The organism is Pseudomonas sp. xss_2 (assembly GCF_043104195.1).
In the GTDB taxonomy this organism is placed as follows: domain Bacteria; phylum Pseudomonadota; class Gammaproteobacteria; order Pseudomonadales; family Pseudomonadaceae; genus Aquipseudomonas; species Aquipseudomonas urmiensis.
In genome coordinates, this window is the sequence record NZ_JBICKL010000035.1 from 17,195 (window position 1) to 41,477 (window position 24,283).

Annotated in this window: 21 protein-coding genes; 12 read left to right on the plus strand and 9 right to left on the minus strand. The window is 61.9% G+C overall.

The window, feature by feature from the left end:
- Positions 1-24: 24 nt before the first annotated feature.
- Both pdxB and tusA read right to left on the minus strand, forming a co-directional pair.
- The gene (pdxB, locus tag ACF8K2_RS05140) at positions 25-1,167 is read right to left on the minus strand and encodes a 4-phosphoerythronate dehydrogenase PdxB (RefSeq protein WP_392463748.1); all 1,143 of its coding nucleotides are present in this window, start codon (positions 1,165-1,167) and stop codon (positions 25-27) included.
- A gap of 60 nt (positions 1,168-1,227) precedes the next feature.
- Positions 1,228-1,470, minus strand: coding sequence for a sulfurtransferase TusA (tusA, locus tag ACF8K2_RS05145; RefSeq protein ID WP_186556308.1), 243 nt, complete (start codon positions 1,468-1,470; stop codon positions 1,228-1,230).
- Positions 1,471-1,619: 149 nt separating this feature from the next.
- Here tusA and ACF8K2_RS05150 point away from each other — a divergent pair, with 149 nt between their 5' ends.
- Positions 1,620-2,552 carry a siderophore-interacting protein gene (locus ACF8K2_RS05150; protein WP_392463749.1) on the plus strand — a complete coding sequence of 311 codons (933 nt, stop codon included), beginning with the start codon at positions 1,620-1,622 and terminating at the stop codon, positions 2,550-2,552.
- Between the two features lie 82 nt (positions 2,553-2,634).
- Here the strand turns inward: ACF8K2_RS05150 and ACF8K2_RS05155 are convergent, their stop codons facing one another.
- Both ACF8K2_RS05155 and ACF8K2_RS05160 read right to left on the minus strand, forming a co-directional pair.
- Positions 2,635-3,957, minus strand: coding sequence for an ATP-binding protein (locus ACF8K2_RS05155; RefSeq protein WP_186556306.1), 1,323 nt, complete (start codon positions 3,955-3,957; stop codon positions 2,635-2,637).
- On the minus strand, positions 3,954-4,637 hold the full coding sequence (locus ACF8K2_RS05160; protein WP_392463751.1) for a response regulator: 684 nt from the start codon (positions 4,635-4,637) through the stop codon (positions 3,954-3,956). The genes ACF8K2_RS05155 and ACF8K2_RS05160 overlap by 4 nt, the downstream gene beginning before the upstream one ends.
- A gap of 218 nt (positions 4,638-4,855) precedes the next feature.
- On the opposite strand from ACF8K2_RS05160, the gene dsbD reads away from it, so the two are divergent.
- Genes dsbD through dsbG form a run of 3 tightly spaced genes read left to right on the plus strand, consistent with a single transcriptional unit; the run spans position 4,856 to position 8,164 of the window.
- A complete protein-coding gene (dsbD, locus tag ACF8K2_RS05165; RefSeq protein ID WP_392463772.1) occupies positions 4,856-6,568 on the plus strand; it encodes a protein-disulfide reductase DsbD in 1,713 nt (570 codons plus the stop codon).
- Positions 6,568-7,404: a prolipoprotein diacylglyceryl transferase family protein gene (locus tag ACF8K2_RS05170; RefSeq protein WP_392463753.1), complete on the plus strand. Its 837-nt coding sequence runs from the start codon at positions 6,568-6,570 to the stop codon at positions 7,402-7,404. The genes dsbD and ACF8K2_RS05170 overlap by 1 nt, the downstream gene beginning before the upstream one ends.
- A gap of 1 nt (position 7,405) precedes the next feature.
- Positions 7,406-8,164, plus strand: coding sequence for a thiol:disulfide interchange protein DsbG (dsbG, locus tag ACF8K2_RS05175; protein WP_186556302.1), 759 nt, complete (start codon positions 7,406-7,408; stop codon positions 8,162-8,164).
- Positions 8,165-8,176: 12 nt separating this feature from the next.
- Here the strand turns inward: dsbG and rlmM are convergent, their stop codons facing one another.
- Positions 8,177-9,253, minus strand: coding sequence for a 23S rRNA (cytidine(2498)-2'-O)-methyltransferase RlmM (rlmM, locus tag ACF8K2_RS05180; RefSeq protein ID WP_392463754.1), 1,077 nt, complete (start codon positions 9,251-9,253; stop codon positions 8,177-8,179).
- Between the two features lie 243 nt (positions 9,254-9,496).
- Here rlmM and acnA point away from each other — a divergent pair, with 243 nt between their 5' ends.
- Together acnA and ACF8K2_RS05190 are read left to right on the plus strand one after the other, a co-directional pair.
- Positions 9,497-12,238, plus strand: a complete 2,742-nt coding sequence (gene acnA, locus ACF8K2_RS05185; protein WP_186556300.1) for an aconitate hydratase AcnA — start codon at positions 9,497-9,499, stop codon at positions 12,236-12,238.
- Between the two features lie 270 nt (positions 12,239-12,508).
- Positions 12,509-14,074 carry a PAS domain-containing methyl-accepting chemotaxis protein gene (locus tag ACF8K2_RS05190; RefSeq protein WP_186556299.1) on the plus strand — a complete coding sequence of 522 codons (1,566 nt, stop codon included), beginning with the start codon at positions 12,509-12,511 and terminating at the stop codon, positions 14,072-14,074.
- A 123-nt stretch (positions 14,075-14,197) separates the two neighbouring features.
- Here the strand turns inward: ACF8K2_RS05190 and ACF8K2_RS05195 are convergent, their stop codons facing one another.
- From ACF8K2_RS05195 to ACF8K2_RS05210, 4 genes are all read right to left on the minus strand, one after another.
- Complete coding sequence (locus tag ACF8K2_RS05195; RefSeq protein WP_392463755.1) at positions 14,198-15,082, minus strand: pseudouridine synthase; 885 nt, start codon at positions 15,080-15,082, stop codon at positions 14,198-14,200.
- A gap of 50 nt (positions 15,083-15,132) precedes the next feature.
- On the minus strand, positions 15,133-15,438 hold the full coding sequence (locus ACF8K2_RS05200) for a transcriptional regulator (RefSeq protein WP_186556355.1): 306 nt from the start codon (positions 15,436-15,438) through the stop codon (positions 15,133-15,135).
- A 70-nt stretch (positions 15,439-15,508) separates the two neighbouring features.
- Entirely contained in the window at positions 15,509-15,745 is a 237-nt protein-coding gene (locus ACF8K2_RS05205) for a glutaredoxin family protein (protein ID WP_392463757.1), read from the minus strand.
- 72 nt (positions 15,746-15,817) lie between these two features.
- Positions 15,818-17,026 carry an ammonium transporter gene (locus tag ACF8K2_RS05210; protein ID WP_392463759.1) on the minus strand — a complete coding sequence of 403 codons (1,209 nt, stop codon included), beginning with the start codon at positions 17,024-17,026 and terminating at the stop codon, positions 15,818-15,820.
- 303 nt (positions 17,027-17,329) lie between these two features.
- Between ACF8K2_RS05210 and ACF8K2_RS05215 the strand changes: the two genes are divergently transcribed.
- From ACF8K2_RS05215 to ACF8K2_RS05240, 6 genes are all read left to right on the plus strand, one after another.
- Positions 17,330-17,644, plus strand: coding sequence for a YqjD family protein (locus ACF8K2_RS05215; protein ID WP_312152811.1), 315 nt, complete (start codon positions 17,330-17,332; stop codon positions 17,642-17,644).
- A gap of 9 nt (positions 17,645-17,653) precedes the next feature.
- Positions 17,654-18,028: a phage holin family protein gene (locus tag ACF8K2_RS05220; protein WP_186556294.1), complete on the plus strand. Its 375-nt coding sequence runs from the start codon at positions 17,654-17,656 to the stop codon at positions 18,026-18,028.
- Positions 18,025-18,354 (plus strand): hypothetical protein, encoded by a 330-nt coding sequence (locus ACF8K2_RS05225; RefSeq protein ID WP_312152813.1) that lies wholly within the window; start codon positions 18,025-18,027, stop codon positions 18,352-18,354. The genes ACF8K2_RS05220 and ACF8K2_RS05225 overlap by 4 nt, the downstream gene beginning before the upstream one ends.
- 76 nt (positions 18,355-18,430) lie before the next feature.
- Positions 18,431-19,762, plus strand: coding sequence for a deoxyguanosinetriphosphate triphosphohydrolase (locus tag ACF8K2_RS05230; RefSeq protein WP_392463761.1), 1,332 nt, complete (start codon positions 18,431-18,433; stop codon positions 19,760-19,762).
- 269 nt (positions 19,763-20,031) lie between these two features.
- Positions 20,032-20,652, plus strand: a complete 621-nt coding sequence (locus ACF8K2_RS05235) for a response regulator (RefSeq protein WP_392463762.1) — start codon at positions 20,032-20,034, stop codon at positions 20,650-20,652.
- A gap of 8 nt (positions 20,653-20,660) precedes the next feature.
- Positions 20,661-24,266 (plus strand): transporter substrate-binding domain-containing protein, encoded by a 3,606-nt coding sequence (locus tag ACF8K2_RS05240; protein ID WP_392463763.1) that lies wholly within the window; start codon positions 20,661-20,663, stop codon positions 24,264-24,266.
- The last annotated feature ends 17 nt before the right edge of the window (positions 24,267-24,283 follow it).

Below are 24,283 nucleotides of genomic sequence, written 5' to 3' on the forward strand. Positions count from 1 at the left end.
CGATACATAAGCATCGCGGGACAATCAGACCAGCACAGCCCCCAACGCATTGACCATCTGCGCCAACTGCGGCGACTCGCCCCGCAACTTCACTGCCAGCCCCTCGATCTCGCGCCGCTGTGGGTAATGCTTGCGCAGCAAGTCGAACGTCGCCCGCTGCTCGACCGGATCTTCACTGAGGCTGCGACGAAAATCAGCATCGTCTCGGCGAGGGTCATACACCGCCCGGCACAAGGTCGCCAGGGCCCAGGCGGGGTCACTGCTGGCATTGAGTTCGATCTGAGCAAGGTCGGGTTCGGGCAACAAGTCCGCCAACTGCACCTGCTCAGCCTCACCACGCACCTTGCACAACGCCTGGTAGATCTGCGCAGTGCCGCGCTGTTTGCCATCCAGGCTGTAGCCGGCGATATGCGGCGTGGCCAAGGTGCACAGGTCAGCCAGGTCGAGATCGACCTCAGGCTCACGCTCCCAGACGTCCAGCACCGCATGCACGTCGTCACGCTCCAGCAGCAGATCGCGCAGGGCCTGGTTATCCACTACCGGACCGCGGCTGGCGTTGATCAGCCAGGCGCCCGGACGCAACTGCGCCAGTTGCTCGCGCCCCAGCAAGTGCCAGGTGCTGTGCTCAGCGTCGCGCTGTAGCGGCGTGTGCAGGCTGATCACATCACACTGTTCAAGCAGCGTTTGCAGGTCGACGAAGTCACCCCCTTCAGCGGCCTGGCGCGGCGGATCGCAGACCAACACCTTCCAGCCCAGGCCATGAAGAACGCGCACCAGGCGCTCACCGACCTGCCCTGCGCCGACCACGCCATAGACCCGCTCGGCGAGGTTTTCGCCATCGAGCTCAGCCAGCGTCAGCAGACTGCCCAGCACGTAATCGACCACGCCGCGGGCGTTGCAGCCCGGTGCACTGCTCCAGTGGATGCCGGCTTGGGCGAAGTAATCCAGGTCCAGATGATCGGTGCCGATGGTGCAGGTGCCGACGAAGCGCACCTTGCTGCCCTGCAGCAGTTGCCGGTCGACGCGAGTCACCGAGCGTACCAGCAGCACGTCAGCGTCCTTGACGCACTGCGCGTCGATGCTGCGTCCGGGATAACGGCGGATCTCGCCAAATCCGGCAAAGAAGGCATCGAGCAGCGGGATATTCTCGTCGGCAACTATCAGCATGGCGCTCTCCTGTCAGGGGAACGCAGTGTAGGCGCTACGGCGGGCTCGATCCAGCGCGGTTCAGTCGGCCTTCTTGCGGATCCAGTACAGGTAGGTGCCGGCCTGCTCTTGCTGTTCGAGCAGCTCGTGCCCCAGGAAGGTACAGAACTTAGGGATGTCGCGGCGGGTCGACGGGTCGGTGGCGATCACCTTGAGCAGGCCGCCAGCGGCCAGGTTGCGTACGTGCTGATGCAACATCATTACCGGCTCCGGGCAATTCAGGCCGGAGGCGTCGAGGACGGCGTCAGGGGTGAAATCGGTCATGGGCTACTCCGCGGATGGGTGCCCATTGTCGCTCAAGCGCGAACCAAGGGCCATCCTCATCAGCCAGGTCACCCGCGCAGGTCTGCGCTAATTCGTTGCAGTGCCCGGTCGTCCCTTTAGTACCTTCCTCTACGCACGAGGTACAACTGATGACCTCCTTCCTGTCCGGCCTGATCCGCCGGAGCAAGGCAACGGCCTATCGCATTTTCGACATCCAGCTCAAAGCCATCCAACCGCTAAGCCCTTCGCTGTGCCGTTATGTGTTTAGCGGAGAAGACGTGCGCCTGATGAGCACCCTGGCACCTGATCAACGGGTCAAGGTGTTCTTCCCCTCGCCCTCTGGCCAACCGCCGAAGCTGCCCAAGGACGGCCAATGGCAACAGGCCCGGCGCAACCTGGCCGCCGCACACACGCCGCCGATGCGCACCTACACCATCCGCAGCTTGGACCGTGAGGCAGGCGAAGTCGCGATAGATTTCGTCCTGCATGGCGTCAATGGCCCCGCCTCGGCCTGGGCGACCCAGGCGCGCATCGGTGATTGCCTACAGATGGTCGCACCCAACCTGGTCTACCGGGGAGACCCGGGAGGTTATGAGTGGAAGCTACCACAGGCGGTCAAGCGGGTACTGCTGGTGGGCGATGAAACCGCGCTACCGGCGATTGGGGGCATTCTCGTACAATTGGCCGAAACCCAACCTGAACTGCCTGTCGAGGCCTTTATCGAGGTGCCGTTGCAAGCCGACTGCCTAGCGCTTTCGCACAGCCCCGCCACCCACCTGCACTGGTTGCCGCGCGACTTGCTGCGCTGCGATCACGGGCATGCCATGAGCCATGCTGTTCGCGAGTTGGCCACACTGCCAAGCACGTTCGCCCCAGCAGCGGTAAAGCTGGAAGAGGTGGACATCGAACAGCGCATCTTGTGGGAACTGGCCAGCGGCGAGAGCAACGAGTTCTATGCCTGGGTCGCTGGCGAATCGGCCACGGTCATGGACATTCGCCGCTATCTGATCAAGGAACGCGGGCTGAATCGCAATAGCCTGACATTGATGGGCTATTGGCGTGCCGGGCGCAGCTTTGAATAGCGCTGGGCTGGCGAGCCATTAGCGCCTGACAGCAGGCCATGGCCCCTTCATGCTTTTGCGCGGTGAAGAGGCCAGCTGACGATCAGTGTCCCGAACGTGCGGGCACCTGCAGCCAGACCCGCAAGCCATCGCTGCGGCTGTCAAAGCGCAAACTACCGGCGCAGCGCTGGACAATCGCCTGAACGATCGCCAAGCCCAAGCCACAGCCACCACTCTGGCTGTTGCGCCAGAAGCGTTCGGTCAGGTGTTCAAGATCACCGTCCTTGATCCCTGGGCCATGGTCGCGAACCATGAACCCGACCTGCCCATCGGCCATCTGCAACTCCAGCTCCACGGGCGCATCCCCGCCATGACGCAGGGCGTTGTCGAGCAGATTGCGCAGCGCCGCCACCGCCAGCGGTGCCGGCATACCGAGGTAGATCCGGGTGGCGTCTTCCGGCAAGCGCACAATGATCCGCCGGTTATCCCCCCCACCGGCATCCTGCACGGCTTGGCGTGCGACCTGCTCGGCACTGCACTGCACGCCATCGTCGAAGGACAGGCTGCCCTCTACCCGGGCCAGCAGCAGCAACTGCTCCAAGGTGCGATGCATGCGATCTGCGCCCTGCTCGGCATGCGCCAGGGCCTGATCACGCACGACGCCGTCGGTCATCTGCGCCACTTGCAGGTGGGTCTTGATCGCAGTCAGCGGGCTGCGCAGCTCGTGGGCGGCGTCGTCCGTCAGGCGCCGCTCACGCTCAAGCGTCTGAGCGATCCGCAAGAACAACTGGTTCTGGGTTTCGAGCAAGGGCTGCAGCTCGCTGGGCATACCCGCCACCTGCAACGGCTCGACACTATCGGCACGTCGCTTGCGCAAGGCATCGCGCATTCGATTGAGCGGCTCCAGACCCTTGCCCAGGCCGATCCAGAGCAAACCCAGGCTACCGAGCAGCGCCATCAGCACCGGTGCCGAGGCCGCCAGCAGGATCGACTGGTTCAGTGCCTCTCGTTCCTGGTGACGGTCAGCGGTGGTGATACGCACATCACCATGGTTGTAGGTGAAGGTGCGCCAGCGGGCGTCATCGATGGTCTGATCGCGAAAGCCGCTGCGCTGGTCGTCCATGGCGCCGTCGTGCTTGTGATTGCTGGCGAGGATCTCGCCGCGCAGCGAGCTGACCTGGCAGGCCATGCCATCCGGTACGCTGAGCTGGTCGGCGGAAAAGTGCGCATCCTCGCCCTTGGCCGCCAGCGGTTGCGGCAGCTGGTCGATCAGCCCGGCGACCATGCGCGCCGAGGCCACCAGGCGCTGGTCGAGGGAAAACATCATCTGCTGGCGCAGGTCGCGCAACATCCACGCCGCCGCCAGCGCCCAAATCAGGATGAAAGCGCTGCCCAGGATCAGCGACAGACGCACACGCAAGCTCATGGGGCAATCTCTTCAGGTGCCTGCGCCGGGCCCAGGCGATAGCCGAGGCCGCGAACGGTCTCGACGATGCTGTTGCCAAGCTTGCGCCGCAGGTGATGGATGTGAACGTTCAGCGCATTGCTCTCTACCTCATCGCTGAAACCGTAGACGCAATCCTTGAGTTGTTCGCTGGAGAGCACTCGCCCCGGATTCTGCAGCAGCGCCTGGAGCAAGGCCTGCTCGCGCCGCGACAGGTCTACCGGTTGGCCGGCCAGGGTCGCTTCGCAACTGCTGGGGTCATAGTGCAGAGGACCGTGCTCGATGATGTTGACCGCACGCCCAGCCATGCGCCGCATCAGAGTGTGCAAGCGGGCGGCCAATTCGCGCAGGTCGAACGGCTTGAGCAGGTAATCGTCGGCACCGGCCTGCAGCCCGTCGACCCGGTCGGTCACGGCATCGCGGGCGGTCAGCACCAAGACCGGCAGCGTCTCGCCTTGCTGACGCAAGCGGCGCAGAAGCTTCAGGCCATCTTCGTCAGGCAGCCCCAAGTCGAGGATCATCACATCGAACTGCGCGGCCTTGAGCAACGCCTGCGCCGAAGAAGCATTGGCCACCCGATCCACGGTCAGACCCTGGGCGGCGAGGCCCGCGCAGATGCCACTGGCGATCAGGTCGTCGTCCTCGCAGAGCAGTACGTGCATGGGGTGGTCTCCAATAGGGGGGTGAGTATTGCGCCACAAGGTGATTAAGTGAGGATTATGACCGCTGGTGCGCGGTTCGTCGCGGCTGGGCATCCGCCATTGCCGCTCAGGGCGCATGAGCAACTCCCCCGAATCAATAGGTGAGTAATTCCGGGTTAACTCTCGGTTAATCGACCCAGGCCAGCATGGCCGCTTATCTGCATTACCAAGGCCAAGACATGCGCGTTTTCCTGATCATCCTGACCTTTCTGCTGGCGGGGCCTCTGCAGGCCAATCCGTTCGACGTCAAACCTGACTTCCTGCCCGTCAACCAAGCGTTCGTCCTCACCCACGACCGCCTGCCATCAGGCCAGATGCGCGTACATTTCCAGATCAAGGAAGGCTACTACCTCTATCAGAAACGGCTAAAGTTCGACGGCCTGCCTCCCGCCCAACACCCGCAACTGCCAGCCGCGCTGAACCATCACGACGAGTTCTTCGGCGACAGCGCGATCTACCGCAGCGAGCTTGAACTGCTGTTGCCGGCCGAAGCCAGCGGCCAGCTGCGCCTGGGCTGGCAGGGCTGCGCTGATGCCGGCCTGTGCTACCCGCCGCAAACGACCGCCATCGATCTAGGCAACAGCAGCAGCGCAACAGTCGCCGACCAAGCCAGCGACCAGGCCCTAGCCAGCAACCTGCAGCAGGACAATCTGCTCTGGGGTCTGCTGGCCTTCTTCGGCCTGGGCCTGCTGCTGGCGTTCACCCCCTGCTCGCTGCCAATGCTGCCGATCCTGGCGGGGCTGGTCCTGGGCAACGGCGCCAGCGCCCGGCGTGGCTGGCTGCTGGCGGGGGTCTATGTGCTGAGCATGGCGCTGGTCTACGCAGGCCTGGGCGTAGTCGCCGCACTGCTGGGCGCCAGCCTGCAAGCGTGGTTGCAACAACCCTGGCTGCTGGGCAGCCTGGCCGGGCTGTTCGTGCTGCTCGCGTTGCCCATGTTTGGCGCTTTCGAGCTGCAATTGCCCACGGCCCTGCGCGACCGCCTCGATCGCGCAGGGCAAGGCACACGTGGCGGCAACCTGTACGGCGCGGCGCTGCTCGGTGCGCTGTCCGGCTTGCTGATGGGGCCATGCATGACCGCGCCGCTGGCCGGTGCGCTGCTCTACATCGCGCAGAGTGGCGATGTGCTGCATGGCGCGCTGGTACTGTTCAGCCTGGGCTTGGGCATGGGTGTGCCACTGCTGTTGCTGGTGACCTTGGGCAACCGCTATCTGCCACGCCCAGGCGCCTGGATGAACCTGGTCAAAGGTCTGTTCGGCTTCGTGTTCCTGGCCATGGCGCTGTACACCGTGCGCACCCTGCTGCCCGCTCCACTGCTGCTGGGCCTTAGCGGCAGCTGGTTGATCGCCCTGGGCTGGGCGGCTTGGCCCGCCCTGCAGCGTCTGCCTGCGCTGCGTGCGATTCCCTTGCTCGGCGCACTGTGGGGCGGACTATTGCTGGTTGGCGCTGCTGCTGGCAGTAGCGATCTGTGGCAACCCTTGCAGCCGTTCGCCGGCAGCAATACGCCGGCTGCGGCTAAGGCCGAGGATGCCTTCATCACTGTCAGCCGACCCGAAGACCTGCAACGCGAACTGGATGCCGCCAAGGGCCGTGGCCAATGGGTGCTGGTCGACTACTATGCCGACTGGTGCGTGTCGTGCAAGGTCATGGAGAAACAGGTCTTCGCCCGGGCCGATGTGCTCAACAGCCTGGCCGGTGTGCACCTGCTGCGCCTGGACGTAACCGCCGACAGCCCAGCTAGCCGGGCACTGCTGCAACGCTATCAGGTGCCCGGTCCGCCAAGCCTGATCTGGATCGGCCCAGAAGGGAACGAGCGCCGTGCGCGGCGCATCACCGGTGAAGTGGATGCGAGCGGTTTTCTGCAACATTGGGCACAGACCAGGAGCCAAGGCTGATGCTGACCGTAACCCTTGGGCCGCTGACCATGGCCCTGAACCACCTGTTGCTGCTCGCAGCGCTCGGCATTGCCTGCGTGGTCGGTTGGTGGGTCGCCCGGCGCGGCGGGCAAAGTCCGGAGTCGGCGCTGTTCAACCTGTTCCTTTTGGGGTTGCTCGGCGCGCGCCTAGGCTTCGTTCTGCTCTACTGGCCGATGTACCGCGACGAACCGCTGCAGATCATCGATATTCGCGATGGCGGCTTTCTGTTCTGGGGCGGCCTGGTCGGGATCGTCCTTGGCACCCTCTGGCAGGGCTGGCGCCAGCCCGGCTTGCGCCAGCCACTGGGCTGGGCGCTGGCCAGTGGCGCACTGTTCTGGGTGCTAGCGAGCCTGGGTAGCCACCTGTACAGCAAGGGTACCGAGCTGCCTGACCTGACCTTGCGCACCGCCGCTGGCAAATCCATGGCCCTGCACGACTACCGCGGCAAGCCACTGGTGATCAATATCTGGTCCACCTGGTGCCCGCCGTGCCGACGTGAAATGCCGGTGCTCCAGCAAGCCCAGCACGACTATCCGCATGTGACCTTCTTGTTCGTCAACCAGGGCGAGACGCCAGAGAACGTCAGCACCTTTTTGGCAACCACTGGCCTGAGCCTGACCCACGTCCTGTTCGATGGCAGCGGCCTACTGGCCCAGCGGGTCGGCTCCATGGCCCTGCCCACCACTTTGTTCTACAACGCCGAAGGGCGACTGGTCGGCAGCCACCTGGGTGAACTGTCCCGCGCCAGCCTGCACCACGCCCTGGAACCCTTCGAGCGGGCCAACCCGCCCGCCTCTGCCGTAAAAGGAAATTGACATGCGATTGAATGCGCTCCTGCCACTGACCCTCGCCCTGCTGGCAGCCCCGCTGCTGCACGCCGAGGAACTGCCCCAGGCAATCAAGCAACTACAAGCCAAGGGCGCAGTGATCAAGGGTAGCTTCGACGCGCCCAACGGCCTGCGCGGCTATGCCGCTGAATACCAGAACAACGGCATTGCCCTGTACCTGACACCCGACGGCAAGCATGTACTGGTCGGCAGTCTGTTCGACGAGCAGGGCCAGGACCTCAGCGCCGAGCCGCTGGAAAAGCTGGTGTATGCGCCGATGAGCAAGGCCATCTGGGCGAAAATGGAGAAGACCGCCTGGATCGCCGACGGCAAGCCCGACGCACCGCGCACGGTGTATCTGTTCAGCGACCCCAACTGCCCTTACTGCAACATGTTCTGGCAGCAGGCACGCCCTTGGGTCGAGTCTGGCAAGGTGCAGTTACGTCACATCATGGTCGGCATCATTCGCGAGGACAGCCCTGGCAAGTCGGCTGCGCTGCTGGCCGCCAAAGACCCGGCCAAGGCGCTGCAACAGCATGAGAAAGCCGGCAAGGCCAGCAGCCTCAAGGCCTTGGATAAGATCCCCGAAAACGTGCAAAAACAGCTCGACAGCAACCTGGCCTTGATGGAAGAGCTGGGGCTGGCAGCCACCCCGGCCATCTTCTACCTGGACGAACAGGGACGCCTGCAAAGCCAGCAAGGCGCCCCACGCCCGGAAACGCTCGGCAAGATCCTCGGCAAGCGCTGAGTCAGCGCGTGATCAAGCCGCGCCATTACGCGGCTTGAGATCGAGCCTGCGCAAATGGCAGGTAACTTCCTCGCGGTCGTGATACAGCTGTTTGCAGGCGATCGAAACCTTGATCTTGCGCGCCTTGAAGCCCTCCTCGATACGATCGAGCAAGCGCCGCACCTCGGCGTAGCGCTGCTTCATCGGCAGCTTGAGGTTGACCACCGCCTCACGACACAACCCCTCACCCAGCCATGTCTCGATCAGCGCCGCACTGCGCGCAGGCTTCTCGACGATATCGCAGACCATCCAGTCGACCATCTGCTTGGGCTGCCAGGTAAAGCCATCAGCCATCAAATGCTGCACCAGGCCAGTGTCCATCAAGCTTTCAGCCATCGGGCCATTGTCGATGGCGGTCACCAGCATGCCGCGCTTGACCAGCTGGTAGGTCCAGCCACCTGGCGATGCACCAAGGTCGACCCCGGTCATGTCATCGTGCAGGCGCAGCTCCCACTGATCCCGCGGGATGAACTGATGCCATGCCTCTTCCAGCTTGAGCGTCGAACGGCTCGGCGCTTCCCGGGGGAACTTCAAGCGCGGGATACCCATCGGCCACAGCGCGCAATTGTTCGCCTCCGATACACCGACAAACACCCGGCGACCACTGATGAAGGTCAGCAGCAAGCGCGGACGGTTGGCATCGTCGACCAAGCGCCCAGCCTTTTCCAGGGCTTTGCGCAGTGGCACTTCAAACTTGCGGCAGAAGGTCGACAGCTCCTTGCCGTCGTTGCTGTCGACCACTTCCAGCCACAGGCTACCGGCAACCGGCGCATCCGCCAGGTGTTCGAGCAGCACGCTGATGCGGTCGGTTTCTGGCAACTCGACAAAACTGCCGCGCGCCCACTGGCGCGGGAAAATCAACTGCGTGAAGCGCAGTTCACGCATCAGGCGCTCGGCACCGTCCGGCTCGGTGCAGACAAACTCGGCGCAAGCGCTCTGCGGCTTGCCCTTGGCGTAGCCAGCAACGCCCAGGCGGGCGGCGTGTTCGCTGATCTCGGCGCAAACCTCGCCCTCGAAACCGGGCCGGCAATGCATGAACAGGGTATTCATTTCTCACTCCACATCGCTGGCGGGTACCGCCAGCCTTGATCCAGCGCACGTCACGCACCGGCAGGGCGGCGATGATAAAGGAAGATCGGAACCTGCGACATGCCCCGCCTGTCCAGTACAGGGTCGGGACCGGGAAATCGGTCTAACCTGACCATTCAGCCAGGTCCGTACCGTGCGGACCGGTACAGAGCGGTGACACCGGCCTTCACGAGGGGCCGGGCACCGGCGCAGAAGGAGTTGGCAATGCCCTCGCTCGATAGCCTGAAGACCCTCAAAACCCTGCACGTAGGCGACCGCGTCTACCACTATTACAGCCTGACTGACGCAGCCCGCCAGTTGGGTGATCTGCAGCGCCTGCCCATGTCGCTCAAGGTGCTGTTGGAAAACCTGTTGCGCTGGGAAGACGGCAAGACCGTTACCGGCGCTGACCTGCAAGCCCTGGCGCAGTGGCTCAAGGATCGTCGCTCCGATCGCGAGATCCAATACCGCCCTGCCCGGGTGCTGATGCAGGACTTCACCGGCGTACCTGCGGTGGTCGACCTGGCGGCTATGCGTGCGGCCATGGCCAAGGCCGGTGGCGACCCGCAGCGGATCAATCCCCTATCACCGGTCGACCTGGTGATCGACCACTCGGTGATGGTCGACCGCTATGCCAGCCAAAACGCTTTTGCCGAGAACGTCGACATCGAGATGCAGCGCAACGGTGAACGTTATGCGTTTCTGCGCTGGGGGCAGAGCGCCTTCGACAACTTCAGTGTAGTGCCGCCGGGCACCGGCATCTGCCACCAGGTCAACCTCGAATACCTCGGCCGCACCGTGTGGACTGGCGAAGAAGACGGTCGCACCTATGCCTTCCCCGACACCCTGGTCGGCACCGACTCGCATACCACCATGATCAACGGCCTGGGCGTACTCGGCTGGGGCGTCGGCGGGATCGAGGCGGAAGCGGCCATGCTCGGCCAACCCGTATCGATGCTGATCCCGGAAGTGATCGGCTTCAAGTTGACCGGCAAACTGCGCGAGGGCATTACCGCCACCGATTTGGTGCTCACCGTGACCCAGATGCTGCGCAAGAAGGGTGTGGTCGGCAAATTCGTCGAATTCTACGGCGATGGCCTGGCCCAGCTGCCGCTGGCCGACCGCGCCACCCTGGCCAACATGGCCCCGGAGTACGGCGCAACCTGTGGTTTCTTCCCGGTCGACCAAGTCACGCTGGATTACCTGCGCCTCACGGGGCGTCCCGAACAGACCGTGCAACTGGTAGAGGCCTATTGCAAAGAACAAGGTCTGTGGCGCCTGCCTGGCCAGGAGCCGGTGTTCAGTGACAGCCTGTCCCTGGACATGCACGAGGTCGAGGCCAGCCTGGCTGGCCCTAAACGCCCGCAGGACCGGGTTGCCCTGTCGCAGGTCGCCCAGGCCTTCAACGGCTTCATCGATCTGCAACCCAGACCCCAGGCCAAAGAAGTCGGCCGCCTGGAGAGCGAAGGTGGCGGCGGCGTGGCGGTAGGCAACGCCGATCAGGCCGGCGAGATCGATTTCAGCCATGGCGGGCAAACCTACACCCTGCGTGATGGCGCGGTAGTAATCGCGGCGATCACCTCTTGTACCAATACCTCCAACCCCAGCGTGATGATGGCGGCAGGGCTTGTGGCGAAAAAGGCCGTGGAAAAGGGCCTGACGCGCAAGCCCTGGGTCAAGAGTTCGCTGGCTCCCGGCTCCAAGGTCGTCACCGATTACTACAAGGCTGCTGGTCTTACTCCGTACCTGGACCAACTGGGCTTCGATCTGGTGGGTTATGGCTGCACCACCTGTATCGGCAACTCCGGCCCCTTGGATGAAGCCATCGAAAAAGCCATCGGCAGCGCCGACCTCACCGTCGCCTCGGTACTGTCGGGCAACCGCAACTTCGAAGGCCGGGTGCACCCGCTGGTGAAGACCAACTGGCTAGCCTCCCCGCCCCTGGTTGTAGCCTATGCCCTGGCCGGCAGCGTACGCCTGGACTTGACCCGCGATCCGCTGGGTACCGGCAAAGACGGCCAACCGGTGTACCTGCGCGACATCTGGCCCAGCCAACAGGAGATCGCCGACGCTGTGGCCAAAGTCGATACGGCCATGTTCCACAAGGAATACGCCGAAGTTTTCGCAGGCGATGCGCAGTGGCAAGCCATCGAAGTGCCGCAGGCGGCCACCTACGTCTGGCAGGATGACTCCACCTACATCCAGCATCCGCCATTCTTCGATGATATCGGCGGCCCTTTGCCGACCATCGCCGATATCCACGGCGCGCGCGTGCTGGCCCTGCTCGGCGACTCGGTGACCACCGACCACATCTCCCCGGCCGGCAACATCAAGGCCGACAGCCCCGCTGGCCGCTACCTACGCGACAAAGGCGTGGAGCCTCGTGACTTCAACTCCTACGGCTCACGCCGCGGCAACCATGAAGTGATGATGCGCGGCACCTTCGCCAACATCCGCATCCGCAACGAAATGCTTGGCGGCGAGGAAGGCGGCAACACCCTGCATGTGCCCAGCGGCGAGAAGCTCTCGATCTACGATGCTGCCATGCGCTATCAGGCCGAAGGCACGCCGCTGGTGGTGATTGCCGGCCAGGAATACGGCACCGGCTCCAGCCGCGACTGGGCGGCAAAAGGTACCAACTTGCTCGGGGTCAAAGCCGTGCTGGCGGAGAGCTTCGAACGCATCCACCGCTCCAATTTGATCGGCATGGGCGTGTTGGCCCTGCAGTTCAAGGCCGGGCAAACCCGCAAGAGCCTGGGTCTGACTGGCAAGGAGCAAATTGACCTGCTGGGCCTCACTGGCGCGACAATTCGCCCGGGCATGAGCCTGACGCTGCGCATCACCCGTGAAGACGGCCAGCAGGAGCAGATCGAGGTGTTGTGCCGGATCGATACACTTAACGAAGTGGAATACTTCAAATCAGGCGGGATTTTGCACTACGTACTGCGCCAACTGATCGCAAGCTGAGCCTTAAGGGGGCGCGCTGCGCCCCCTGTCCCCGCCCCAAATCGGCGCCTCGGCGCTGGCCCTTGCCTGGGCAATGCGTCATGATCCGACCAGAGCGTCAGAAATCTGGAATAATTCAGTAACATTGCCGCCAACTGCTGCAAAAAGCGCGTGTTTGCTACTTTACGTGAGCAACCGAGCCCTTGCGCCAGATCAACTAAGTTAAATATTCATTCAATAAAACCAGAGGCTTGCCGATACCCATCGAAAGCCTTGCGGACCTGACGACCCATGCGTAACAACCAGCCGATTACCCAGAGAGAACGGACTTTCCCTGCACAACAGCGGTTGATCTCCACCACCAACGCCAAGGGTGTGATCACCTACTGCAACGATGCGTTCATCGAGATCAGCGGTTTCTCTCGCGAGGAGCTGACCGGTGCTGCGCACAACCTGGTGCGTCACCCTGACGTGCCGCCTGCGGTGTTTGCCCACATGTGGCAGACCCTCAAGCAGGGCCTGCCGTGGATGGGCATCGTCAAGAACCGCTGCAAGTCTGGCGATCACTACTGGGTCAACGCCTACGTCACGCCGATCTTCGATAACAATCAGGTGGTCGGCTACGAATCGGTGCGGGTCAAGCCTACTGCCGAACAGATCCGCCGCGCCGAAGCGTTGTACCAGCGCATCAACCAGGGCAAGTCGGCGATACCGCGCCGCGATAAGTGGCTGCCGGTACTGCAAGACTGGCTGCCGTTCATCCTGGTCAGCCAGGTCGGCTTCCTGATAGGAAACTGGCTGGGGCATTCCTGGGGCTTCGCCCTGGCTGCGGGCCTCTCTGTACCGCTCGGCCTGCTCGGTCTGAGCTGGCAGCAGCGCGGCCTCAAGCGGCTGCTGCGCCTGGCCGAACAAACCACCTCCGATCCGTTGATCGCGCAGATGTTCACCGACAGCCGGGGCGTACAGGCCCGTCTGGAAATGGCCATGCTCAGCCAGGACGCGCGGATGAAGACCTGCCTGACACGCCTGCAAGACAGTGCCGAACACCTCAGCGATCAGGCCCGTCAGTCCGATGCGTTGGCGCACAAGAGCTCCTCGGGCCTGGAACGTCAACGGGTGGAGACCGAACAGGTCGCCGCCGCCGTCAACCAGATGGCCGCCACCACCCAGGAAGTGGCCAACCACGTGCAGCGCACGGCCGATGCCACCCAGGAAGCCAATCGCCTGACCAGCCAAGGTCGGCAGATTGCCGGGGAAACCCGCGATGCCATCGAGCGGCTGTCGAGCGCCGTGGGCGAGACCGGCCTGACCGTGACCCAACTGGCCAAGGACAGTGACGAGATCGGTGGCGTGGTTGACGTGATCAAAGGCATTGCCGACCAGACCAACCTGCTGGCCCTCAACGCTGCGATCGAAGCCGCCCGGGCCGGCGAGATGGGCCGCGGCTTTGCCGTAGTCGCCGATGAAGTACGCCAACTTGCGCAACGCACCGCCGAATCCACCGGGCAGATTCACAGCCTGATCGCCAAGCTGCAGCAGACTGCGAGCAGCGCCGTGCTGACCATGGAGAACGGCCATCGCCAGGCCCAGGAAGGTGTGGAGCGGGTAATGCAGGCCGACCAGGCGTTGCTGGGTATCAGCGAAGCGGTGGCCAACATTACCGACATGGCGACCCAGATCGCTGCTGCCACCGAAGAGCAGACAGCCGTGGCCGACGAGATCAGCCGCAACATCAGCACCATTGCCGAGCTGGCCGACCAAACCGCCGAGCAGGCGCAGCATTCGGCGCTACTCAGCGAAGAGCTGACCAGTACCGCAGGTACGCAATACTCGCTGGTAGAGCGCTTCAACCGCTGAGCTTGTGGGCCTATAGGCGGCCCATCGCAGCGTATAAGCTGGCCCACCTGCGATTTATGTAGGCGCTGGTGTGTCTGCGATGGGCCGCGAAGCGGCCCCCAGAATCAGCGCCGCAACACCCATCTACCAGTCCAACGCCAACCGACTTTCGAAATACCGCTCTTGCCCGCTCAAGGGATCCTCAAAGCGCAGGCTCTGCGCCAGCAGCTTAAGCGGCTGCTGATAGTCATCCTCCACTTCCAGCAACCGCGGGTAGAACGGATCGTTACAGATCCCCGCCCCCAGCGCTGCCATGTGCACCCGCAACTGGTGGGTCTTACCCGTCACCGGCGACAAGCCATAGCGCCACAGCCCACCGTTTTTCTCCAGCACCTGCGCCAGTGTTTCACTGTTGGGCGCCCCCTCTACTTCATGCATGCGAAAGAACGGTTCGCCATGCACCAGACGGCTGCGGTGCACCAAGGGAAACTCAAGCGCCGGCAACGCCGCAGCAATGGCCTGGTAACGTTTGTCGATGCGCCGCTCGGGGAACAGCCGCTGATAGGCACCGCGAGTCTGCGGGTTCGCCGAAAACAGCACCAAACCTGCGGTATGCCGATCGATGCGGTGCAGTGGCACCAGGTGCGGGTTATCCAAACGGCGGATCAGCCGGCGCAGCAGCGTTTGCTCGACGTACTCACCGGTGGGGGTCACCGGGAGAAAATGCGGTTTGTCGGCCACCACCAGATGATCGTCCACATGCAGGATGGTTTCTTCTACCGGGATCGGCTTCTCATTGGGCACTTCGCGAAAATAATGCAGGCGCATGCCGCGACGATACGCCAGGTCTGCCTGGATGGCCTGGCCCTGGGCATTGAGCACCCGTCCCCTGGCAAAGCGATCAAGCCATTGTTCACGAGCGATGCCCTTGAAGTGATCACACAAACAGTCGAGTACGGTTGGCCAATTTCCCGGAGGAAGGCAGACGGTACTGGCTTGCTGATGGGCGGGGTCGAACGGTGTGGTCATGACAGGCTCGTGCAATCGAGGGGTTGGCATTATCCCCCAAGCCCCGGCCCTCAACCAGCCTCGGCGGTTTCACAGCGCGCCTTGAGCCAGCGCAGCACCTGCACAGCCTCCCAGCGGCCGGAATCATAGAGCGCATAAACCTGGCCCTGATAGCCCACCACATCCAGTGGCCGGTGAAACCCGGCACGCTGGAACAAGGCCTCAATTTCAGCGAAGCAGGTGTTGAAATGGACTTTGCCGAAAGGCGTTCGGTCGTCAGTCACCAAGCCTTCGAGGCGCAGCTCCAGCACGGCGTCACCCACCTTCTGCGGGGACATCCGATTGACGCTGTACTTCAATTGCTCGACGTTGAGCATCGGCCACCCCAATACTGTATTTATATACAGCATACGGAGTTACCTGCCCTTGCGTCAAATCAAGCCATCGCTACTGCAGGAAGGCCACCACTTGCTCAGCATCGAACGGCCAGTGCAACTCGCCACCGTTATCACAACGACGCAGCACCGGAATGATCAGACCATAGCGGTCGAATAACGATTCATCGTCGGCGATGTCGATAAGCTCCACCAACAAGCCGTGTTCGACAAAGGGCATCAGCACCGCTTCGGCCACTTCACATAAGTGGCAACCGAGGGTGCTGAACAGTTGGCATTCAGGCAGCATGGCAAGTCCCGCGCAAGCTGTGGAGGGATGCTTATTTTAGGTCCACAGCGCGCGAAGTGCACCTGACCACGATCAATCCTGGCTGGTTGCGCCAATCCGATGCAGCGACAGGTCAGCCCCCTGGAACTCCTCCTCATGGCTCAAGCGCAAGCCATGCACCGCCTTGATCAGGCCATACACGGCAAAGCCCCCGAGCAATGCCACCAGCACACCTGCCAGGCTGCCCAGCAGCTGGCTGACCAGACTGACGCCACCCAAGCCACCCAGACTAGCCTGGCCAAAGATGCCACAGGCGATGCCACCCCATACCCCGCACAGCCCATGCAACGGCCAGACCCCAAGCACATCGTCGATCTTCCAGCGATTCTGCGCAGCGGTGAAGCACCAGACGAACAGCACCCCCGCTACCAGGCCAGTGGCCAAAGCGCCTAGCGGATGCATCAGGTCGGACCCAGCGCAAATCGCTACCAAGCCGGCCAGCGGCCCGTTGTGCAAAAAACCTGGGTCGTTGCGACCTGCCCACAACGCGGCCAGCGTGCCGCCGACCATGGCCATCAGCGAATTGATCGCCACCAGGCCGCTGATGCCCTGCAGGCTTTGCGCACTCATCACGTTGAAGCCAAACCAGCCAATGATCAGAATCCACGAGCCCAGCGCCAGGAAGGGGATACTCGACGGCGCAAACGCCACCAGGCGGCCATCGCGATAGCGCCCGCGGCGCGCCCCCAGCAACAGCACCGCCGCCAGCGCCAGCCACCCGCCCATCGCGTGCACCACAACCGACCCGGCGAAGTCATGGAACGGTGCCCCAAAGCGCGCCTGCAGCCAGGCCTGGATGCCCAGATTGCCATTCCACACGATGCCTTCGAAGAACGGATAAACCAACGCCACGATCAACGCCGTGGCACACAACTGCGGGGCAAAGCGGGCACGTTCAGCAATGCCCCCGGAAATGATTGCCGGTATGGCTGCGGCAAAGGTAATCAGGAAGAAGCATTTGACCAGGCCATAGCCGTGATCGCTGGCGAGCTGCGCAGCTGGCTGCAGGAAGCTCACGCCATAGGCGATCCAGTAGCCGACGAAGAAGTACATCAGGGCCGACACGGCGAAGTCGCTGAGGATCTTCGACAAGGCATTGACCTGGTTCTTATGGCGCACCGTGCCGACTTCAAGAAACGCAAAGCCGGCATGCATCGCCAGGACCAGGATGGCCCCCAGCAGAAGGAACAGGGTGTTGGAGCCATGGACCAGGGAGTCCATCGCGCTGTGCATGTTTTCCATGAGGTAGGCAGACCTGCTGAAAAAGCACCAGGACAGTTCAAGAACCTGCATCCCTGCACCGAATCGGTGCCCACTCCCCTGCCCCATTTCGGTGAGGCGAGCAGAGCTTGCGTGGTTTTTTCTTGGGTTTGTCGTGGATTGGGTTAAGGTTTAGCGGTATCCGCGGGCGTGGCGCACGAATTGGGCGCACAGGCGCTCGGCTGCGCCCCCAGACGTAGCAAGCGCCATACCAGCAACTGGCACTGAACCTTCATTGCACCGCGTCACTCGAATTAACCACACACATCAACAGGGAGAGATCCAATGGCCAGCAAATCGGCAAAGACTGCTCAAGAGATATTGATGGCTGACTTCCAGGCACTGGTGCGCGACACCGAAAAACTGCTCGCTGACACCGCCAACCTGGCCGGTGACCAGGCTGATGAGCTGCGCGAGCAGATCCACGAGCGCCTCGAGCAGGCCCGCGAAAGCCTGCAGCTGACCCAGGATTCGGTGCGCGTGCGTGGCCAGGCGGCACTGGCCAGTGCCGAAGAGTACGTCCAGGAAAACCCGTGGCAGGCTATTGGCATTGCCGCAGGCGTCGGCTTGCTGATCGGCCTGCTGGCCAATCGGCGCTGAGGAGTGCCCATGGATAACGAGGCCATCACGGCTGGCGCCTCTGGCAAACGCCTGGGCGCGGCCATGCTTGGGTTGCTGCACAGCCATATCGAACTGTTCGGCATCGAACTGCAAGAGCAGAAAGGTCGCACCCTCAAGCTGCTGCTGTTTGCAGGGTTGGCGCTGGTGTTTGCCTTGTTGCTGCTGACGGCGCTGTCCGGCTTGCTGCTGGTACTGTTGTGGGACAGCTATCGCCTGGCGGGCATCATCGGGCTGTGTGTGTTCTATGGCGCAGCAACGGTCTACTGCGGCTTGCGCTTGAAGGCTGCCGTGTTCGATGAATCATCCCCTTTCAGCTCCACCCTCGAGGAGCTCGCCAAGGACAGGGAGCGCCTGTTGCCATGAGCCTGCCCGAACTCCCCAACACCCGTAATCCGCGCGAGCTGCGCAAAGCGTTGCTGCGCCTGCGCCTGGAAATGCACCGCCAGGAAATTCGCCATGAGTCGGCGCAACTGCTCGAACCGGTCAGACGCCTGCGCGGCATGGGCGGCTCGTTGCAGGATGGCCTGGGTATCAAGCACGCGCCGTTGTGGGGCCTTGGCGCAGTGGTAGCGCTTGGTTTCTTGACGGGCAAGGGTGCGCGCAGCGGCAACCTTTCTCGCTTGGTGCGTTTGGGCAGTAGCCTGATCCCACTGGTACGCCTATTCCTGCAAAACGGTCGGCGACATTGATCAGTTGCGCCCGCCGCTTGCGCGGGCGCCGCTGAAACAGGAAGCTATGGCGATTATCCGACGGGAGAAATGAGCCTTGGACTGGCATACCCTGCTGACCCGCGAACGCCTGGGCAAAGCCCTTTACAGCCCGGAAGAACTGGGGCGCAGCCCCTTCCACAAGGACCACGACCGCATCATCTTCTCCGGCGCCTTCCGCCGCCTGGGGCGTAAGACCCAGGTGCACCCGGTGTCCAGCAACGACCACATCCACACCCGCCTGACCCACTCGCTGGAAGTCAGCTGCGTCGGCCGCTCGCTAGGCATGCGCGTGGGCGAAACCTTGCGCCAGAATCTGCCCGACTGGTGCGAACCGAGCGACCTGGGCATGATCGTGCAGTCCGCCTGCCTGGCCCACGATATCGGCAACCCGCCGTTCGGCCACTCTGGCGAAGACGCCATCCGTTACTGGTTCCAACAGGCCGCAGGACGCGGCTGGCTGGATGATATGAGCGACGACCAGCGCGCCGACTTCCTCAATTTCGAGGGTAATGCCCAAGGGTTTCGCGTGTTGACGCAACTGGAATACCACCAGTTCGACGGCGGCACTCGCCTGACCTATGCCACGCTCGGCACCTACCTCAAGTACCCGTGGAGTTCGCGCCATGCCGACGCCCTGGGCTACAAGAAGCACAAGTTTGGCTGCTACCAGAGTGAGCTGGCGCTGATGGATCAAATCGCCCGCAAGCTTGGCCTGCCGCAACTCGAAGAGCAGCGCTGGGCGCGTCATCCGCTGGTGTACCTGATGGAAGCGGCAGACGACATCTGCTATGCGCTGATTGACCTGGAAGACGGCCTGGAAATGGAGCTGCTGGAGTACACCGAAGTTGAGACGCTGCTGCTCGACCTGGTCGGTGACGACCTGCCAGAGACCTACCGTCAACTTGGCGCCAATGATTCTCGTCGGCGCAAATTGGCCATTCTGCGCGGCAAAGCCATCGAGCACCTGACCAACGCTGCTGCGCAGGCATTTGTCGAGCAGCAGGCTGCCCTGCTAAGCGGCCGGCTGGCGGGCGACCTGGTCGAGCACATGCACGGCCCGGCCAAACGCTGCGTGTTGCAGGCCAAGGACATGGCGCGCAAGAAGATCTTCCAGGACAAGCGCAAGACGCTGCATGAGATTGGCGCCTACACCACCCTGGAAATCCTCCTCAACGCCTTCTGTGGCGCGGCGCTGGAACAGCACGGCGGACGAACGCCGTCGTTCAAGAGCCGCCGCGTCCTCGACCTGATCGGCAATCATGCCCCCGACCCTCACGGCTCACTGCATAACGCATTCCTGCGCATGATCGACTTCATCGCCGGAATGACTGACAGCTATGCCAGCGAGATGGCCTGCGAAATGACCGGGCGCTCCAGTCCAACTTGAGACAACCACGGCCAGCGCAAGCTGGCCGAATCGCATTGAAGGAAACGTCCGACCTTGCCAACACCGAAATAAACAACCAAAGTTATCTCCCTGACAAATGACCAGGCTGTCGTTAAAACAAAACATCTTGATGCTGCTCTCGCAGGACAAATAGTCTTTTGCTGTAGGCCATTTCCCATATACGGCTCAACGCCGTTTCCTCCATGTCCGACCTCCTCCATCTGCGATAAGGTGCTCACTGTTTCAGACACCTGCCCTGGAAGTTGAATATGCAATCCATATTTATTGTCGACGACCACCCCGTTATACGATTAGCGGTACGTATGCTGCTGGAAAATCAGAGTTACAGGATCGTGGGTGAATCGGACAATGGCGTCGACGCCATGCAACTGATTCGTGAAGTACGGCCTGACCTGGTGATTCTCGACATCGCCATCCCCAAACTGGATGGGCTGGAAATACTGTCACGCTTCCAGTCGATGGCGTTGCCCAGCAAAGTGCTGATCCTTACCGCGCAAGCGCCCGCCTTGTTCGCCCTACGCTGCATGCATTCGGGCGCTTCGGGCTATGTGTGCAAACAAGAAGACCTGACTGAGCTGGTCAGTGCAATCAAAGCGGTACTTTCCGGTTACAACTACTTTCCCAGCCAGGCGCTCCACGGCGACTTGGAAAAAACCAGTTCCGACATACACCTTTTCCGACAAGTTAATGATAGAGAACTGATGGTGCTGCAACTTTTCGCCCAGGGAAAGAGCAACAAAGACATAGCCAAGGGCATGTTTCTCAGCAACAAGACCGTTAGCACCTATAAAAAACGCCTCATGCAGAAACTCCAGGTCGCCAGCCTGGTGGACCTGATCGACGTGGCAAAACGCAACGCGCTGGTCTGAGGTTGGCAATGGCGCGGTACTTAGCCTTACTGATGCTTAGCTTGGTCTTCAGCACCGGGCAGGCACAGGTCGTCCAGCGTGACGTCGTATCCTATACCCTGCTCACACGGTCGACCGCCAATGCTATGCACCCGGCCTTGTCGAACGAACAAAGAGAATGGCTCAAGAACAAGCAGACCTTGACGCTCGGCACATCCTTTCCAGATTACGCCCCGTTCGACATCACCAGCGGCGGCCGTGACTACCAAGGGCTTACTGCCGAATACGCTGGGCTGATCGGTAGTGCCCTGCAACTCCCTGTGCGGGTGCTGGGCTTCCCTAGCCGCCATGCAGCGGTTGAGGCCCTTAAACAAGGGCAAATCGATATGCTCGGCAGTGCCAATGGCTATGAAGCCGCCACCGCTGGCCTGGCCCTCTCGCGACCCTACGCAATAGACCAGCCGGTGCTGGTGACCCGCGAAAACGAACAACGCTCGCTGGACGCTGGGCTCGAAGGCATGCGCCTGAGCATGCTCTATCACTACCTGCCAGCTAAAGGCGTGAATCAAGCCTATCCCAAGTCGACCTTGCAGACTTTCGGATCCTCCACCCAAGCACTCAACGCCGTGGCCTTTGGTCAGGCCGACGTGTTCATCGGCGATACCATATCCACCCATTACCAGCTCAATCGGGGACACCTGCCGCGTCTGCGCATGGCGGCCTTCGGTAAACATGAGGCCGTTGGTTTCAGTTTTGCCATGCGCAGCGACGACACCATGCTCAAGACGTTGATCGATGCCGTACTCGATAGCCAGCCCAGCACCGTGCGCACCAACATCCTCAAACGCTGGAGTGCAGGCAGCGACACACTGTTGAGCGAACGTAAACTGCAACTTACGCGGCGCGAAGAGCAATGGCTGTCACAACATCCCGTAATGCGCGTGGTGATCGATGAAACTGCCGCGCCCATGTCGTACGTTGACAGCAATGGCCAGTTTCGTGGCATCACCGCTGACCTCTTGGAGCTGCTGCGCCTACGTACCGGTCTGCGTTTTGAAATTCAGAAGTCCAGTAGCCTTAGCGACATGATCACCCGGCTCGAAGACGGTCGCGCCGACGTCATTGCAGCCATCTCCAAACAGCAAGAACGCGACAGCAAGCTGCGCATCAGCCGCCCCTACCTGGAGAGCGCCTTCGTGCTGCTCACCCGGGCCGACAGCGATACGCCCCCTGCTTTGGAGCAGTTGGCGGGAAAACGCGTTGCGGTAACCCGTGACAGCACAGTCGCCGAACTGCTTTCCGAGCAGCACCCCCAAGTCATGGCGATCGAAACCGAAAGCCCGTATTTCTCCATGGCGCTGCTCAGTAGTGGCGCTGTCGACGCCGCAATCACCACAATGATCGATGCCAATCACGCGCTGGCCAGCAGTTCCGAGCTGATCATCCGCAGCACAGTCGGTACAGAGCCCGCCAGCTTCTCCATGGCCACGCCCCTGCAGGCGCAACTGCTGGCATCGATCCTCGACAAGGCGCTGATGAGCATCTCGCCAGAAGAGCTCGGTGTGATCAATAACCGCTGGCGAGGCTACACCAACCACGACGACGTCTATTGGCGAAAATACCGGCAATTGGCGATTCAAATCGTCATAGGCATCTGCCTACTGCTGCTACTGGCGTTGCTCTGGAATGCGCGACTACGCCGCCAGATTAAACAGCGCCAACAAGCCGAAAAGGCCCTCAATGATCAACTCGAATTCATGAGTGCGCTGCTCAATGGAACGCCGCACCCACTGTTCGTACGTGACCGTGAAGGCCGTCTGCAATCGTGCAACGACAGTTATCTGGAGGCACTGCAGGCTTGCGCCACAGACGTCATCGGCAAGCGCCTGGAAGATAGCCTGTGTAGTAATCATGAGCATACCCAGCAGATCCAGGCCGACTATCAGCACGTGATGCAAGCCGGCGTGCCATTGATCGTTGATCGACAGATTTGCATCAATGATCGCGAGCTGACGATCTATCACTGGGTTTTGCCCTTCCGCGACTCGTTGGGTGAGCTGCAAGGCATCATCGGGGGCTGGATCGATATCAGTGATCGGCGCAAGCTGGTCGAAGAGTTGCGCCTGGCAAAGAAGCAGGCCGACGATGCCAACCGCGCCAAGAGTACGTTTCTCGCCACCATCAGCCATGAAATCCGCACCCCGATGAACGCGGTTATCGGCATGCTTGAGTTGGCCGTCGGGCACGCCGAGCAGGGGCGCCTGGACAAACCGGCGATCGAGGTCGCTTATCAGTCGGCCAAGGATTTGCTGGGCCTGATTGGCGACATCCTCGACATAGTAAGAATCGAATCGGGTCATCTGTCGCTGATGCCGGAGCCGGTAAATCTTTCCAGCGTGATCGAGTCAGTCGCGCGGGTGTTCGAGGGCCAGGCGCGGCAGAAAGGCTTGGCGTTGCAGTTGATGATCGATTCAAGTGCTCGCTGCCACGTGTTGATCGACCCCCTGCGCTTCAAACAAGTGCTCTCCAACCTGGTGAGCAACGCCATCAAGTTCACTGAGCATGGGCAGGTGCGCATCAGCGTTGCCATCACACATCTGGATATGATGAGCGAGCCGACGCTGGATCTGGAAGTGCGCGACAGCGGCATCGGTATCGCCGATGACGAGGTGCAGCGACTGTTCAACCCGTTCGTCCAGGCCAACGCCCACAGCGAAGGCGCTCGCGCAGGTACTGGACTGGGCCTGGCGATCAGCCGCAACCTGTGTGAAATGATGGGCGGCAACCTGACCCTGAAGAGCCTGCAGGATGTCGGCACCCAGGTCCGATTGCTGATGCCCCTGCAGCGTGTCGAGGCCGCACTCCCGGTAGGCTCGGACGAACCTGAGGTCGAGGTCCCGGACGCGCACCTGAGCATCCTGGTCATCGACGACCATCCGGCTAACTTGCTGCTGATGGCGCAACAACTAAGCTTCCTGGGTCTTGGCCACACCACCGCAAGCGATGGCCGTGAAGGCCTTGACCGATGGCGTGAACGAGATTTCGACGTGTTGATCCTCGATTGCAATATGCCGCACTTGAGCGGCTACCAAGTCGCCCGGGCTATACGTGCCGAGGAGCAGGCTGGCGCAAGGTCGCGCTGCATTATCCTAGGCTATACCGCCAACGCCCAGCCGGAGGTGCGGCAAAAATGCCTGGATGCGGGCATGGATGACTGCCTGCTCAAACCCATCAGTCTGCGTACCTTGAGCCAACGCCTGGCCAGCGTTACGCCTGCAATTCGCACAGCAGCACCGGCATCGCTGAACCGCCACTTCTGCTTGTCTGGGCTGGCCTCTGTGGTGGGTGATAATCCGCAGGATCGCAGGCGCCTACTGACTATCCTGCAGCAGAGTTTGCATGATGACTTTGCCGCACTCATGGCGCTCGATCCGCAGCAGCAAGCGCAAGCGATCGCCGAACAGGCACACAAGATCCTCAGCGCCGCGCGGATGCTGGAGGCAAGGAAGTTGATGGAAGCGTGTGAGCGGCTGGAGCAGGCGAATCTGTCTTTAGAGCAGCTCAAACTGCGCCGACAGGTGCTGGCTCGACAAATGCGCCGCATAGAAAAAGCCCTGGCTGATCAGCTAGGCTGACTTACCAGGGCTTGGCA